Source organism: Herbaspirillum hiltneri N3 (assembly GCF_001267925.1).
Lineage (GTDB): Bacteria > Pseudomonadota > Gammaproteobacteria > Burkholderiales > Burkholderiaceae_D > Herbaspirillum > Herbaspirillum hiltneri.
Map to the genome: position 1 here is coordinate 4,636,375 of NZ_CP011409.1, position 14,792 is coordinate 4,651,166.

The 14,792-nt window shown below is 59.8% G+C and carries 13 protein-coding genes; 5 read left to right on the forward strand and 8 right to left on the reverse strand.

All coding sequences use genetic code 11. The features are described from left to right. Nucleotides 1-146: 146 nt before the first annotated feature. On the reverse strand, nt 147-656 hold the full coding sequence (locus F506_RS20845; protein WP_053200612.1) for an Lrp/AsnC family transcriptional regulator: 510 nt from the start codon (nt 654-656) through the stop codon (nt 147-149). 271 nt (nt 657-927) lie between these two features. Here F506_RS20845 and F506_RS20850 point away from each other — a divergent pair, with 271 nt between their 5' ends. Beyond that, nucleotides 928-2,070, forward strand: a complete 1,143-nt coding sequence (locus tag F506_RS20850; RefSeq protein WP_053200614.1) for a branched-chain amino acid ABC transporter substrate-binding protein — start codon at nt 928-930, stop codon at nt 2,068-2,070. A gap of 171 nt (nt 2,071-2,241) precedes the next feature. Here the strand turns inward: F506_RS20850 and F506_RS20855 are convergent, their stop codons facing one another. Together F506_RS20855 and ilvD are read right to left on the reverse strand one after the other, a co-directional pair. Continuing rightward, nucleotides 2,242-2,553: a c-type cytochrome gene (locus F506_RS20855; protein ID WP_053200616.1), complete on the reverse strand. Its 312-nt coding sequence runs from the start codon at nt 2,551-2,553 to the stop codon at nt 2,242-2,244. Between the two features lie 179 nt (nt 2,554-2,732). Beyond that, complete coding sequence (gene ilvD / locus F506_RS20860) at nt 2,733-4,403, reverse strand: dihydroxy-acid dehydratase (RefSeq protein ID WP_053200618.1); 1,671 nt, start codon at nt 4,401-4,403, stop codon at nt 2,733-2,735. A gap of 223 nt (nt 4,404-4,626) precedes the next feature. Here ilvD and F506_RS20865 point away from each other — a divergent pair, with 223 nt between their 5' ends. Both F506_RS20865 and lgt read left to right on the forward strand, forming a co-directional pair. Beyond that, a complete protein-coding gene (locus F506_RS20865; protein ID WP_144424136.1) occupies nt 4,627-5,532 on the forward strand; it encodes a LysR substrate-binding domain-containing protein in 906 nt (301 codons plus the stop codon). A gap of 59 nt (nt 5,533-5,591) precedes the next feature. Then, nucleotides 5,592-6,401, forward strand: a complete 810-nt coding sequence (gene lgt / locus F506_RS20870) for a prolipoprotein diacylglyceryl transferase (protein WP_053200622.1) — start codon at nt 5,592-5,594, stop codon at nt 6,399-6,401. Between the two features lie 145 nt (nt 6,402-6,546). Here the strand turns inward: lgt and F506_RS20875 are convergent, their stop codons facing one another. The 5 genes from F506_RS20875 to edd all read right to left on the reverse strand — a co-directional run bounded on the left by F506_RS20875 (nt 6,547) and on the right by edd (nt 11,282). Further along, entirely contained in the window at nt 6,547-7,275 is a 729-nt protein-coding gene (locus F506_RS20875) for a cytochrome c biogenesis CcdA family protein (protein WP_053200624.1), read from the reverse strand. A gap of 22 nt (nt 7,276-7,297) precedes the next feature. Next, entirely contained in the window at nt 7,298-7,684 is a 387-nt protein-coding gene (locus F506_RS20880) for a thioredoxin family protein (RefSeq protein WP_053201828.1), read from the reverse strand. 366 nt (nt 7,685-8,050) lie between these two features. After that, on the reverse strand, nt 8,051-8,605 hold the full coding sequence (locus F506_RS20885; protein WP_053200626.1) for an outer membrane beta-barrel protein: 555 nt from the start codon (nt 8,603-8,605) through the stop codon (nt 8,051-8,053). A gap of 203 nt (nt 8,606-8,808) precedes the next feature. Next, entirely contained in the window at nt 8,809-9,432 is a 624-nt protein-coding gene (locus tag F506_RS20890) for a bifunctional 4-hydroxy-2-oxoglutarate aldolase/2-dehydro-3-deoxy-phosphogluconate aldolase (RefSeq protein ID WP_053200628.1), read from the reverse strand. Further along, a complete protein-coding gene (gene edd / locus F506_RS20895) occupies nt 9,429-11,282 on the reverse strand; it encodes a phosphogluconate dehydratase (protein WP_053200629.1) in 1,854 nt (617 codons plus the stop codon). The genes F506_RS20890 and edd overlap by 4 nt, the downstream gene beginning before the upstream one ends. A 260-nt stretch (nt 11,283-11,542) precedes the next feature. Here edd and pgi point away from each other — a divergent pair, with 260 nt between their 5' ends. Next, the gene (gene pgi, locus F506_RS20900; RefSeq protein ID WP_053200631.1) at nt 11,543-13,201 is read left to right on the forward strand and encodes a glucose-6-phosphate isomerase; all 1,659 of its coding nucleotides are present in this window, start codon (nt 11,543-11,545) and stop codon (nt 13,199-13,201) included. A gap of 72 nt (nt 13,202-13,273) precedes the next feature. Continuing rightward, nucleotides 13,274-14,743, forward strand: a complete 1,470-nt coding sequence (zwf, locus tag F506_RS20905; RefSeq protein WP_053200633.1) for a glucose-6-phosphate dehydrogenase — start codon at nt 13,274-13,276, stop codon at nt 14,741-14,743. The last annotated feature ends 49 nt before the right edge of the window (nt 14,744-14,792 follow it).

The window sequence follows — 14,792 nt, forward strand, 5'->3', positions numbered from 1 at the left end:
GCACAGACGGCAAGGCCTCTGCAAATTTTATCGAGGTGCGGACACGCAATGCCGGTGCGGGATGGCGGAATTTCTGCCGGCAAAATCCCGGATCGGGGCGGATGCAGGCACAGAAAGTGCTAAGAGGTTTGCTTTGCTGCTGCGCCCTACTCCGGCAGACGCACCTGAATTTCGGCAGCTTTTTCGTCAAACGCGATCCGTGTGGCGAACTTGGCTCGCTTCATCGGGAAACGCGACTGGAAGTGACGGACATTTCCGGAGCCGGAAATGACGCGGCGCACGAACTGATAGTACGCGTCCATATCGATCACATGCACCGCCAGAAAATAGTCATATTCGCCCGACACGAAGTAGCACTGCATCACTTCGGCCTCCTTGGCCATGCGCTGCTCGAACTCCTGCATATGCTCGTCGGACTGGTTATTGAGCGAAATCTCGAGGAATGCCAGCATGCCGTAGCCCAGCGCAAACGGGTCCACCATCGCCACCTCGGCATTGATGATGCCGGCCTCGCGCAGCTCCCGGATGCGCCGCAGGCAGGTCGGTTGCGATATATGCAATTTCTCCGCCAAGATACGAGTCGGAATCTGATTGTCCTTTTGCAGCAGGTTCAGGAGCTTGCGATCGACCTTGTCAAGCGTGTGGTATTTGGGCATAAAAACGAAAGTTCAATTTTTTTTAATTCGGCACTCAAAAAACCTTTGCAAGCCGTTTCTTATGTTGTACCGTCTGCATTATTCGGAAACCGACGTTGAATAGTACAGGGTGTTTTGTATCTGCGAAACGTCTCTGAATAAGCAAAAAAGAGGCTGTTGCAAAATCAGGAACATCGGCCGCTTCGGAGGAAGACCACGAAAGACGCGAGTCGGAATAGATTTTCAGCAGTCCTAAGCAAGCGTAGTTTATTTCAATCTACAGAGGGAATTTATGAAACTCAAGAGCACAATTATTCCATTGACCGGCGCTATCGCACTGGCTTTCGCTGGTGCAGCTTATTCGCAGGAAGTCGTCAAGATCGCTCACGTCGGCCCACTCTCCGGCCCGAATGCCCACATGGGCAAGGACAATGAAAACGGCGCCCGCATGGCGATCGACGAATTGAACGCCAAGGGTTTCACCATCGGCGGCAAGAAAGTCAAATTCGAACTGGTCGGCGAAGACGACGCATCGGATCCGAAACAAGCCACTGCCGTCGCCACCAAGCTGGTCGACCAGAAGGTCGCTGCAGTTATCGGCCACTTGAATTCGGGCACCACCATCCCGGCATCAAAGATCTATAACGACGCAGGCATCCCGCAAGTGTCGCCATCGGCAACCAATCCAAAGTACACGCAACAAGGCTTCAAGACCGCCTTCCGCGTGGTTGCAAACGATGCGCAACTGGGCGCCGTGCTGGGTAAATACGCTGTCACCGCACTGAAGACCAAGAACGTCGCCGTCATCGACGACCGCACTGCATACGGCCAGGGCGTTGCTGAAGAATTCGCCAAGGGTGCACAAGGCGCGGGCGCAACCATCGTCGGCAAGCAATTTACCAACGACAAGGCAACCGACTTCAACGCGATCCTGACTTCGATCAAGGCCAAGAAGCCTGAAGTCGTGTTCTTCGGCGGCATGGACGCTGTCGGCGGCCCGATGCTGCGTCAGATGAAGCAACTGGGCATCAATGCCAAGTTCATGGGTGGTGACGGTATCTGCACCGGCTCCCTGCCAGGTCTGGCCGGCGACGGCCTGATCGACGACCAGGTCGTCTGCGCTGAAGCAGGCGGTGTGGACGAGTCCGGCAAGAAGGGCATGGACGACTTCCGCGCTGCGTACAAGAAGAAGTTCGGCATCGACGTGGTCTACAACGCTGCCTACGCTTACGATGCAACGATGACTGTCGCCGACGCGATGAAGAAGGCAAACTCGGCTGAGCCAGCCAAGTACCTGCCGGAACTGGCAAAGATCAGCCACAAGGGCGTGACAGGCACCATCGCCTTCGACGCCAAGGGCGACATCAAGAACGGTTCGCTGACTCTGTACACATACAAGAAGGGTGAACGCACCCTGCTGGCTGTGGTCAAGTAAGCTTCCGCTTCTGCAGCTTCTGCATGAAGAACGCGCCTGATGAAAGTCAGGCGCGTTTTTTATTGCCGATACAATTTTATGGAAATGCTGCAGGCAATAAAAAAGCGCCCTTGCGGACGCTTCCAATAACAGACCGGCTGAACCTGCGCCGGCTTGCTTTGCTTAGATTGCTTACTTCAGCGACAGCACCCATTTCACCAGCGTGCGCGCCTCAGCTTCCGACACTTGCGCGTTGGCCGGCATCGGGATCGCGCCCCACACGCCGGAACCGCCCTTCAACACTTTTTGCGTCAGCTTGTCTTCGGCGTCTTTCTGGCCTTTGTACTTTGCCGCCACGTCCTTGAACGCCGGACCGACGATCTTGGTCTGGACCGAGTGGCAGGCCATGCAGTTCTTTGCCTTGGCCAGGTCTGCATTGGCAGAAGCCTGGGCGGAGACACCAAATGCCAGTACAGCGGATGCGATGAACAAAAGCTTTTTCATTATTACCCTCCAGGAAGTTCTGCGTATTCTACAACTGATTGGAAGGGCAGCTGTATGCGCCAGCGCATATAAACATCATGTTTTTCAATGCGCATCGAACAAATAAAAACGAGATGCATTTACTTGCGAAGAGTCCATGAAAAAAGCCGGATCGCTCCGGCTTTTTTAGTTCTTCGCTCTCAGCCCGTCACCGCTCCCTTGCTGGCCGTCGACGCCAACGTCGCGTACTTGGCCAGCACGCCGCGTGTGTAGCGCGGCGCCGGTTGTTTCCAGTGGCTGCGGCGGCGCTCGATTTCTGCGTCGTCGACATTGAGCTGGATCAGCAGCCGGCGCGCGTCGATGGTGACCGAGTCGCCCTCTTCCACCAGGCCGATGACACCGCCGACGAACGCTTCCGGCGCCACGTGGCCGACTACCATGCCCCAGGTGCCGCCGGAGAAACGGCCGTCGGTGATCAGGCCGACCGACTCTCCCAGGCCCTTGCCGATCAAGGCGGAGGTCGGCGCCAGCATTTCGGGCATGCCGGGGCCGCCCTTCGGTCCCAGGTAGCGCATCACGAGCACATCGCCCGGCTTGATCTTGTCGGCCAGGATGGCGTCCATGGCGCTGTATTCGTCATCGAACACGCGCGCCGGGCCGGTGATGACGGGGTTCTTCAGGCCGGTGATTTTGGCCACGCAGCCTTCCGGCGCCAGGTTGCCCTTGAGGATGGCCAGATGGCCTTGCTGGTAGAGCGCTTTGTCGATGGGGCGGATGACATCCTGGTCGGCGCGCAACGCGGGGACGTTTTCCAATTCCTCGGCGAGCGTCTTGCCGGTGATGGTCAGGCAATCGCCGTGCAGCATGCCGGCTTCGTGCAGCACCTTCAGCACGGCCGGAATGCCGCCGGCCTTGTGCAGGTCGGTGGCGACGTATTTGCCGGACGGCTTGAGATCGCAGATGACCGGGACTTTCTGGCGCACGCGCTCGAAATCGTCGATGGTCCATTCGACTTCCGCGGCGTGGGCGATGGCCAGGAAATGCAGCACCGCGTTGGTGGAGCCGCCGGTGGCCATGATCAGGCTGACGGCGTTCTCGATCGACTTGCGCGTGATGATGTCGCGCGGCTTGATGTCCTTCTTGACGGCTTCGACCAGCACGCGAGCCGACTCGGCTGCGGAGCCGGTCTTTTCGTCGTCGGGGTTGGCCATGGTCGACGAGTAGAACAAGCCCATGCCCAGGGCTTCGAACGCCGACGACATGGTGTTGGCGGTGTACATGCCGCCGCAGGAACCGGACGAAGGACAGGCGTTGCGCTCGATGCCGTCGAAGTCTTCCTGCGACATGCGGCCGGCGGAGAACTCACCGACGGCTTCGAAGGCCGAGACGATGGTCAGGTCCTTGCCCTTCCAGTTGCCCGGCTTGATGGTGCCGCCGTAGACATAGATGCCCGGCACGTTGGTGCGCGCCAGCGCGATCATGCCGCCTGGCATGTTCTTGTCGCAGCCGCCGATGACGACGACGCCGTCCATCCACTGGCCGTTGACGGCAGTCTCGATACAGTCGGCAATGACTTCGCGCGAAATCAGCGAATACTTCATGCCTTCCGTGCCCATCGACATGCCGTCGGAAATGGTCGGCGTGCCGAACACCTGCGGATTGGCGCCGGCCTGTTTGATCGCGGAAATCGCCACGTCGGCCAGCTTCTGCAGGCCGGAGTTGCATGGCGTGATGGTGGAATGGCCGTTGGCGACGCCGATCATCGGCTTGTCGAAATCTTCCTTTTCGTAGCCCAGGGCGTAATACATCGAGCGGTTGGGGCTACGCGAAACGCCTTGCGTAATGTTCTTTGAACGGCGGTTGAATGGCATGCTGGTCTCCTGGGGAATTGAACGACGTCGAATTGAAACGGCGTCGAATTGATCGGGGGTATCTCGAACGGAACCCTTGTGGTCCACACCAGAAGCGAAACTGGCGCGAACCTGTCCGTCAAGGCGCGGACGCGGTTCTGGCTGCCGGTTAGATTGCCTTGCGCGATGCCTGCTGTCAAATATATGATTCATTACCGATAAATATGGATTGCATATTACTAAAATGAACACCGAGTCCCGTCTGGAATTGCGCCAACTACGCTATTTCGTCGCCGTTGCCGAAGAAAAACACTTCGGCCGCGCCGCCGTGCGGCTGCACATGACGCAACCGCCGTTGTCGCAAACCATCCAGGCGCTGGAGGAAATGCTGGGTACGCCGCTGTTCGCGCGCACCAAGCGCAGCGTCGCATTGACGCCGGCCGGACTGGCGCTGCTGCCCGAAGCGCAGCGCATCCTGCAACAGGCCGGCGCCCTGCCCGACCTGGCGCGGCGGGCTGCCAGCGGCGCTTCCGGACTGCTGTCGCTGTCGTTCATCTCGACTGCCGACTACAGCATCCTGCCGCCGCTGCTGCAACGCTTCCGCGCGCGCTATCCGCAGGTGCAGATCGACCTGCGCGAAGCCACCACCGATATCCAGCTGGAAGACCTGATGCAGGGCAAGATCGACGCCGGCTTGCTCTTGCCGCCGCTGCCGGACAAATCCCAGGCCGCGCTCGACTACCTGCCGCTGCTGTCGGAGCCGCTGGTTGCGGCGGTCCCGAGCGGCGTAGTGCGCGGCAAGAACGCCGTAGCGCTCAAGAGCCTGCGCGAGCTGCCGCTGATCATTTTCCCGCGCCGCATTTCACCGGCCTTCCATGACACCATCCTGAGCTGTTTCCGTGACGCCGGCGTGACGCCGCACATCGGCCAGGAGGCGATCCAGATGCAAACCATCGTCGGCCTGGTGTCGGCTGGCATGGGCATGGCACTTGTGCCACAATCCGTGTCTAACCTGCAGCGTCCCGGCGTCGATTACCGCCCGCTCAGCGGCAAGACACCGCTGATCGAAACCGGGCTGGCCTGGCGGCGCGACAGTGCGTCGCCGGTGCTGCGAGCGTTTCTTGACATGGTGGCGACGCCGCCGGCCTGAGAACCTGTTCCGAGCCGGTCTGCCGCCTTCATTACCCACTATCGTTTGAAAGAGTTTCCATGCTGATCCACCCGATGCCCGACCCGATCGCCTTTTCCATCGGCCCGCTACAGGTGCACTGGTACGGCCTGATGTACCTGCTGGCATTCGCCCAGTTCATCGCGCTCGGCCGCCTGCGCATCAGGCAACCGCACATTGCCGCAGTCGGCTGGAAGAAAGAAGACCTCGACGACATGCTGTTCTATGGCGTACTGGGCGTGGTCATCGGCGGGCGTCTCGGCGAAATCCTGTTCTACAACCCGAGCTACTATTTCGCCAATCCGGCCGACATGATCGCCGTGTGGAAAGGCGGCATGTCCTTCCACGGCGGCTTCCTCGGCGTGCTGATCGCCATGTATATCTGGGGACGCAAGCGCGGCCGCCATCTGATGGACATCATGGATTTCATCGCACCGATGGTGCCGCTGGGCTATGCCGCCGGTCGCCTGGGAAACTTCATCAACGCCGAATTGCCCGGCCGCGTCGCCGATGCGTCGCTGCCGTGGGCCATGATCTGGCCCAACGTCGACAACCTGCCGCGCCATCCTTCGCCGATCTACCAGATGCTGGTCGACGGCATCCTGCTGTTCATCGTGCTGTGGTTCTTCGCGCGCAAGCCGCGCCCGCGCATGGCGGTGGCCGGGATGTTCTCGCTGCTGTATGGCTGCGCGCGCTTCTTCACCGAGTACTTCCGTACGCCGGACTACAACGTCAGCTTCGGCGGCATCACGATTTCGGCGGGCCAGATGCTGTCGGTGCCGATGATCGTACTGGGGATCGCGCTGTTGATTGTCGCGTACAAGCGAAATACGGTTACCTCTCCTGCCTGAAGATCACCGTCTCGGGTTGACAATCGAAGCCGTCGACGATCTCCCTCTCAAGACCTATTGTGAGGGACGTATTCAGGCTGAGCGGTGATGACGCTGTTGCGGCATTGAAGATGGAGAAAATTCGTCCCTGAATTTCGGACACCCGCTACAGCGAAGTAGTCAGTTCGGTGAGCCATGCCGGTGAATGGTCGAGCAGGAAGACTTCCACCGGTTTGTCCCATCCCGTGAGGGTGAGCATGCCGATGGCGATGAACAACACGCCCAGCACATTCTTCCCCCACGAACCGGCGCCTTGCAGTTTCCCGCGCATCTTCTGCATCGCCTGACGCGACAGCATGCCCAGCAAGGCAATCGGCAAACCCGCCCCCAATCCGAACACCGCCATCATCGCCACAATTTGCGGCAAGTCACGCCCCTGGCTGGCCAGGGTAATCGCCGCGCCCAGCGTCGGACCGACGCAAGGACTCCAGATCAGGCCGAGCAGCAAACCCACCAGAAACTGCCCGCGCAATCCGCCGGGATTCAGCGCCGACAATATCTGGCTGCCGGCGCCGCTGGCGCCTGAGGTGGCAACGGCAAAGCGCTCCTGTAATTTCTTCGACAACAGCACGACACCGATCAGGACCAGAACGATCGCAGCCACCAGCTGAAAGTCGCCCTGCCCGACTCCCAGACGCGCGCCGGCGCTTGCCAGTGCGGTGCCGATCACGGCGAACGAGGCTGACATGCCGGCCGCAACTGCGAATGGGCCGTAGCGATGCTCGTGGATGGCCGAGCCGATGATCACCGGCAGCAGCGGCAACACGCAAGGCGACAAGGTCGAGAGCACGCCTGCCGCCAATGCGATGAAATAGGAGGCGACGCCGAATTCCATGGTGCTTGCTTTCAGGCCTCGATCACAGCGCCTTGTTGATCAGGCTGTCGATGGATGCCTTGCGCGTGTCGCCGGTGGAACGTCCCTGCTCCTTGCCGCCCTTGAAGACGATCAGCGTGCTTTGTTGCGAGACATTGAATGCCTTGACAACATCCTTCTGCGCATCGAAGTCGACTTCAAGGAAGCTGACATTCTTGAACGCCGGATCCTTGATCAGCGCGGAGACGATGGGGTCCTGTGCCCGGCAGGTAGGGCACCAGTCGGCGTGAACATGGATGACGACCGGCTTGCCGCTCTTGTTGAGCGCGTCGAACTGCGCCTGCGTGTAATGCTGGCCGGCAGCTGAGACCGAAGCGGCGACACCGACTTGCAGGAGGATGAAAACGACGAGCGTTTTGAGGATTTTCATGATGTTTCCTTTGGTTGCCTGGAAGAACATGGTTTGATTGCGGACCACTACGTTGCCTGCCTTTTGGTCGTTCGATTCCGGGAAATCTTACAGTTTGTTTGCCCATCGTGTTTTAACGTTGCAAAAACAAAAAAGCACATGCATCGGATAGTCGATGTATGTGCCTCCATATTGACGCCGCCGACACGGCTTCAGATCAGATATTGTCGTTGCCGATGATCGTGTCGTTGATTGTCGCCTCTGGAAACAAAAGCGCCATTGCCTTCCATAATCCCGAGATCCAGGTTGTGAAATTCTGACGACAGGCGAATACGACAAGGCCCCTGTTGCAAAACAAGGGCCTTGCGTATTTATGATGCGGTATTTTTAGAACGAATAGCGCAGACCGACCGTCAGCAGATTGTTCTTGAGATTGCTGGAACCGATACGTTCGTACTCGGCGCGGACCGCGACGCTTTTCGTGAAGTTGTATTCAGCTCCAGCTCCCAGCAACAAGGCGGTATTGGTGCCGTCCGTACCGGTGTAAATCCCTCTTGAGGTGGTTTTCCCATTCTGAGCCGCCACGCCGATTTTCCCGAGAAGAGAAAAATGATCGGCCAACGGCAACATCCCCACACCGCTCAAAGAAACCACGTTTGTTTTGAGTTCAAAAGATGAGTTGCCATTCGTCCGCTTGTACGTACCCAGATCGGCGTATTGCAATTCCAGTGCCCAATTCTTGTTGAACTGGTATCCGCCAAAAACCTTGTAGTTCGTCGTGTTCTTATCTTCCTTGTAGTTGGTATCTCTCTGGATATCAATCGTGGTTTGCGCCGCTCCAACCCCCGCACCGATATACCAGCCGGCTTCCGCAGCATTGGAAGTTCCGGCGACACCCGCGAGCAACGCGGCGGCAATCAGTGCTTTTGTAGTTAATTTCATGAGTTTCCTATATGGATGATTCTTCAAATCGGACAAACTTGATACCTAGGAATAGGTTCCATTCCGGGTATCAAGTCCGGTTTGATGAGAAGAGATCATCCGAGTTTCGTCCTGACTGGACTCGAAACTATCGAGCATTACGAAAGCCATGAATTTTCGAAAAAATTCATGTGCGATCACTCAATCAATAGGAAAACAGATCGTTAAATACGCAGTGAGCTGGCCGCCTTGGCCAGTGCGGTGATCTTGTGCCAGTCGCCGATCTCGATGGCGTTCTTCGGCGTCAGCCAGGAACCGCCGACGCAGGCCACGTTCTTCAAGGCCAGGAACTGCGACGCGGTCTCTTGCGAGATGCCGCCGGTCGGGCAGAACGTGACATCGCCCAGCGGACCGGCGATCGCGTTGAGCATGCCGATGCCGCCCGCCGGCACCGCCGGGAACAGCTTCAACTGGCGGAAGCCCGCTTCGCGCGCGGCCATCACTTCCGATGGCGTCATCACGCCCGGCAGCAAAGGCAGGCCGCTGGACTTGGCCGCAGCGATCAGCGCAGCCGTCAGGCCGGGCGAGACGCCGAATACGGCGCCTGCATCGCGCGAGGCGGCGAATTCTTCCGGGCTGGTCAGGGTGCCGACGCCGACAATCGCCTCAGGCACCTGCTCCGCGATGGCGCGGATCGCCGGCAAGCCGTGTTCGGTGCGCAGGGTCACTTCAAGCACGCGAATACCGCCTGCCACCAGCGCCTTGGCCAGCGGCACCGCGTGTTCCAGTTTGTCGATGGCGATCACCGGAATGACCGCCGAGGTACGCATGATGTCTAGGATATTCATACTGTCGCTTTCTCATTTTCCAAAACCGGCGGCAAACCGAAGCTGGTGCCGCCCTCTTCCGCCGCGCTTACCGAAGCGCGGAATACGCTGAACAATTCGCGACCCATGCCGGTCTGGTTTCCCGACAGGTCGGCGGTTTCCGAGGTGCGCGAAGCCCACTCGGCTTCCGAAACCAGCGCTTCCAGAATGCCGGCTTCCGCGTCCAGACGAATCATATCGCCAGTCCGCACAAAACCCAAAGGACCGCCGGCCAGCACTTCCGGCGTCACGTGAATCGCCGCCGGCACTTTGCCCGATGCGCCCGACATGCGGCCGTCGGTGACCAGCGCCACGTGGCGGCCCTTGTCCTGCAGGATGCCCAGCGCCGGCGTCAGCGCATGCAGTTCCGGCATGCCGTTGGCGCGCGGCCCCTGGAACGTCAGGACGGCGACAAAATCCTTGTCCAGCTCGCCGGCCTTGAAGGCCTTCATGAAGGCTTCCTGCGAGTGGAACACGATGGCCGGCGCCTGCACGGCGCGATGCTCATGCTTGACGGCCGAGACCTTGATGACCGAGCGGCCCAGATTGCCTTGCAACAGCTTGAGGCCGCCATCTGCCGAGAACGGGTTGGCCGCGGGACGCAAGACGGTATCGTCGCCACTGTCCTTCGGCGTCGCCTTCCACGTGACCTTGCCGGCCTCGTCGAACAGCGGCTCGGTGGCATGCGCGCGCAAACCCTGGCCGAGGATGGTCATGACGTCGTCATGCATCAGGCCGGCATCGATCAGTTCGCGCAGCACGAAGCCGGTGCCGCCGGCGGCGTGAAAATGATTGACGTCGGCGGTGCCGTTCGGATAGATGCGCGTGACCAGCGGCACGACCGACGACAGCTTGGAGAAGTCGTCCCAGTCGATCACCAGGCCGGCCGCCTTGGCGATGGCGACCAGATGCAGCGTGTGATTGGTGGAGCCGCCCGTCGCCAGCAGCGCGACGATGGCGTTGACGATGGACTTCTCGTCGACCAGACGGCCTACCGGCGTGTACTGCTGGCCTTGGGCGGTAATCTTCAGCGCCTGTTTGGCGGCGGCGGCGGTCAGCGCGTCGCGCATCGGCGTATTCGGCGTGATGAAGGCGGAACCCGGCAAATGCAGGCCCATCGCTTCCATCAGCATCTGGTTACTGTTGGCGGTGCCGTAGAACGTGCAGGTGCCGGCGTCGTGGTAGGACTTGGATTCGGCTTCGAGCAATTCGGCGCGGCCGATCTTGCCTTCGGTGTACAACTGGCGGATCTTGACCTTTTCGCTGTTGGTCATGCCGCTGGTCATCGGACCGGCGGGAACAAATACCGCCGGGATGTGGCCGAAATGCAATGCGCCGATCAGAAGACCCGGCACGATCTTGTCGCACACGCCCAGATACAGCGCGGCGTCGAACATGTTGTGCGACAGCGCGACCGCAGTGCCCATGGCGATGGCGTCGCGCGAGAACAGCGACAGTTCCATGCCGGTCTGGCCTTGCGTGATGCCGTCGCACATGGCGGGCACACCGCCGGCGAACTGCGCCACGCCGCCGTCTTCACGGACCGCATCGCGGATGATTTGCGGGTAACGCTCAAAAGGTTGATGCGCCGACAACATGTCGTTGTACGACGAAACGATGGCGACGGAAGGCGCGCGGTCCTGCTTCAGCTTGAGCTTGTCGTTGGCGGGAAAAGCCGCGAAGCCGTGCGCCAGGTTGGTACACGACAGCGCCCCGCGTTGCACGCCTTCATGGCGCGCGGCGTCGAGGCGGGCGAGATAGGCGGTGCGATAAGGCCGACTACGTTCGGCGATGCGTCGCGTGACGCTGGCTAAGGTAGCGTTGAGAGACATGTTGGGTTCCTGATAGCGTTAACAAATGTAATTTTACTACAAAATTTTAAATAAAACTTCCTCTTTCGCTTGTTTTATCTGGCTACATTTAATTGAAACCATTTTTCATTTCCAACCACTAACGACTGTAAACAGGCGCTGTACGGGATACTACCGATCTTGCACGACAATTAATATTGTAGTGAAATTACCATAAAAGTAGTAAATCCTGTATAGTAAAGATTCTTCCAGACCCATCACCTCAGTCAAGATTGCAGAACATGCCGCATACAGCACTCCCCGCGACCGCAGCCTTCCAAGCACTTTTGTCTCACCATGCCGAGGTCCGCGACCGCCACATGCGCGACCTGTTTGCCGCCGATCCCCAGCGCTTCGACAACATGACCGTCAAGGCCGCCGGCATCCTGTTGGATTACTCCAAAAACCGTGTCGACCATACTACGCTCAAGTTGCTGTTCGAGCTGGCGCGCGAACGTGGCGTGGAGCGGCAGCGCGCCGCCATGTTCAGCGGCGAGAAGATCAATTTCACCGAACACCGCGCCGTCCTGCACACCGCCCTGCGCGCACCGCGCGGCCAGGCCCTGATTGTTGATGGACAGCACGTAGGCGAGGACGTTCATGCCGTATTGGATCGCATTCACAGCTTCACCGAACGCGTGCGCGAGAGCCAGTGGCTGGGCCTGAGCGGCAAGCCGATCACCGACATCGTCAACATCGGCATCGGCGGCTCGCATCTGGGCCCGCAAATGGCGTGCACGGCGCTGCGCACCTTCGCCCATCCGCGCCTGACGATGCACTTCGTCTCCAACGTCGATGGCCACGATCTGCACGATGTGCTGCAACGCGTTGACGTTGAGACAACATTATTCATCGTCGCCTCCAAGACCTTCACCACCCAGGAAACCATGATGAACGCCGGCTCGGCGCGCGACTGGTTCCTGCAGCGCGCCGCTGCGGCCGATCTGGCGAAACACTTCGTCGCGGTCTCGACCAATACGGAAGCGGTACGCGCCTTCGGCATCGACACCGACAACATGTTCCCGTTCTGGGATTGGGTTGGCGGACGCTACTCGATGTGGTCGTCGATCGGACTGTCGATTGCGCTGGCGATCGGCTTCAAGAATTTCAGCGAGCTGCTGGCGGGCGCCCATGCGATGGACAAGCATTTCTGCGAAGCGCCGCTGGAACGCAACATGCCCATCATCCAGGCCCTGATCGGCATCTGGAACCGCAACTGCTTCAACAGCGAATCGCTGTCGATCGCTCCTTACCATCACGACCTGCGCCACTTCCCGGCTTACCTGCAACAGCTGGAAATGGAGAGCAACGGCAAGCGCATCACGCGCGACGGCAGCGCCGTCGGCGTGGCGACCTGCCCGTTCATCTGGGGCGATGTCGGCACCAACGGCCAGCATGCGTTTTTCCAGCTGCTGCACCAGGGCACCGACATTACACCGATCGACTTCATCGCCGTGCTGCACGCGACGCACGACCTGCCCGGCCATCATGCGGTGCTGCTGGCCAACTGCTTCGCGCAGTCGGAAGCCTTCATGCGCGGCAAGCAAGCGGAAGAGGTGCGCGACGACCTGAAGAAGCTGGGCGTGGACGACGATGAAATCAATTTCCTGCTGCCGCACAAGACTTTCAACGGCAACCGTCCGAGCAACACGCTGCTGCTCGACGCATTGACGCCGGCCACGCTGGGCGCCCTGATCGCGCTGTACGAGCACAAGACCTTTGTGCAAGGCACGATCTGGGGCATCAACAGTTTCGACCAGTGGGGCGTGGAACTGGGCAAAGTGCTGGCCAAGACCATCCAGTCCGAACTCGCCGGCGAAGCGGTGCCGGCACGGCACGACTGCTCCACCAATGCACTGATTGCGTTGGCAAAGAAGGCCTTGTCCGATACGCAGGATTGATACGCAACAATATTGCCTGCCTCATACGCGAACTTGCGTTGACCTGAACAACAACCCGTTAAGAAGACTGCTATGGCTATTTCCGATTTTGACCTGGTTTTATTCGGCGGCACCGGCGACCTGGCGATGCGCAAGCTGCTGCCGGCGCTGTACGCCCGCGACCGCGCCCGTGATCTGATGCCGAGCGCGCGCATCATCTGTATCGGCCGCGACAACAAGAGCAATGAAGATTTCCTGCAGATCGTGGAAAAGAATTCCAAGCCGCACGTCAGCAGCGCCACTCTGGACGCCGACGTCTGGCAGCGCTTCTGCGGCCGCATCCAGTACGTCTCGCTGAACGCCAAGGAACCGGCGACCTACCAGAACCTGGTCGCGGCCATGCGCGACGATCCCGCCATCTCGCGGGTGTTCTACCTGGCCACCCCGCCGACGCTGTTTTCCATGATCTGCGACAACCTGTCGCAAGCCGGACTGGCGACCGCCAATGCGCGCGTGGTGCTGGAAAAACCGCTCGGCCACGACCTCGAAAGCGCCAAGGACATCAACAAGCAGGTCGGCCGCTATTTCAACGAATCGCAGATCTTCCGCATCGATCACTACCTCGGCAAAGAGGCGGTGCAAAACCTGCTGGCCCTGCGCTTCGGCAACGTGCTGTTCGAACCGCTGTGGCGCCGCGAATGGATTTCCGACGTGCAGATCACCATCGCCGAAGAGCTTGGCGTAGGTGGCCGCTTCGACTACTACGACACCTCGGGTGCGCTGCGCGACATGCTGCAAAACCATTTGCTGCAATTGCTGTGCATCGTCGCGATGGAACCGCCGGTATCGAATTCGGCCGATTCCGTGCGCGATGAAAAACTGAAGGTGCTGCGTTCGCTCAAACGCTTCACGCCGAGCACCCTGGCCATGAACGTGGTGCGCGGCCAGTATCGCGCCGGCCATGTCAACGGCGTCGCCGTGCCCGGCTATCGCAAGGAGGAAGACGCCAATCCCGATTCGCGCACCGAGACCTTCGTTGCGGTCAAGGCCGAGATCGACACCTGGCGCTGGGCCGGCGTGCCGTTCTACCTGCGCACCGGCAAGCGCATGGCCGACAGCCTGGCTGAAATCGTGGTTCGTTTCAAGAGCGTGCCGCATTCGATCTTCGCGCACAATAGCCGCAGCACGCCGAATTGCCTGGTGATCCGCCTGCAGCCGGATGAAGGCCTGCACATGAACCTGATGGCCAAGACCCCGGGCGACGGCATGCGCCTGAAACCGGTGGAACTGGAACTGGATTTCCGCGAAAAATTCAAGACGCCGCGCATGGAAGCCTACGAGCGCCTGCTGCTCGACGTGCTGCGCGGCCAGCTCACGCTGTTCATGCGCAGCGACGAACTGGAAGCGGCCTGGGAATGGGTGGAACCGATCCTGGAACACTGGGACCAGGAAGAAAGCGATCCGATCCCCTACAGCGCAGGCACCTGGGGCCCGGCCGCCGCCAGCGCGCTGATCGGTCGCGACGGTCTCCAGTGGCGTGAAGAAGCGCTGCCGGAAGTTTAAGTTTTAACCATGCCGCAGGATGACAACATCGTCTCGCGGCATTCCACAT

Excerpts from the sequence above, each read along its gene's own strand:
- F506_RS20885 (WP_053200626.1), bottom strand. The coding sequence starts at position 8,605 with ATGAAATTAACTACAAAAGCACTGATTGCCGCCGCGTTGCTCGCGGGT.
- F506_RS20875 (WP_053200624.1), bottom strand. The coding sequence starts at position 7,275 with ATGGAATTCGGCGTCGCCTCCTATTTCATCGCATTGGCGGCAGGCGTG.
- F506_RS20845 (WP_053200612.1), bottom strand. The coding sequence starts at position 656 with ATGCCCAAATACCACACGCTTGACAAGGTCGATCGCAAGCTCCTGAAC.
- F506_RS20855 (WP_053200616.1), bottom strand. The coding sequence starts at position 2,553 with ATGAAAAAGCTTTTGTTCATCGCATCCGCTGTACTGGCATTTGGTGTC.
- F506_RS20850 (WP_053200614.1), top strand. The coding sequence starts at position 928 with ATGAAACTCAAGAGCACAATTATTCCATTGACCGGCGCTATCGCACTG.
- F506_RS20880 (WP_053201828.1), bottom strand. The coding sequence starts at position 7,684 with ATGAAAATCCTCAAAACGCTCGTCGTTTTCATCCTCCTGCAAGTCGGT.
- pgi (WP_053200631.1), top strand. The coding sequence starts at position 11,543 with ATGCCGCATACAGCACTCCCCGCGACCGCAGCCTTCCAAGCACTTTTG.
- F506_RS20865 (WP_144424136.1), top strand. The coding sequence starts at position 4,627 with ATGAACACCGAGTCCCGTCTGGAATTGCGCCAACTACGCTATTTCGTC.
- zwf (WP_053200633.1), top strand. The coding sequence starts at position 13,274 with ATGGCTATTTCCGATTTTGACCTGGTTTTATTCGGCGGCACCGGCGAC.
- edd (WP_053200629.1), bottom strand. The coding sequence starts at position 11,282 with ATGTCTCTCAACGCTACCTTAGCCAGCGTCACGCGACGCATCGCCGAA.
- lgt (WP_053200622.1), top strand. The coding sequence starts at position 5,592 with ATGCTGATCCACCCGATGCCCGACCCGATCGCCTTTTCCATCGGCCCG.
- ilvD (WP_053200618.1), bottom strand. The coding sequence starts at position 4,403 with ATGCCATTCAACCGCCGTTCAAAGAACATTACGCAAGGCGTTTCGCGT.
- F506_RS20890 (WP_053200628.1), bottom strand. The coding sequence starts at position 9,432 with ATGAATATCCTAGACATCATGCGTACCTCGGCGGTCATTCCGGTGATC.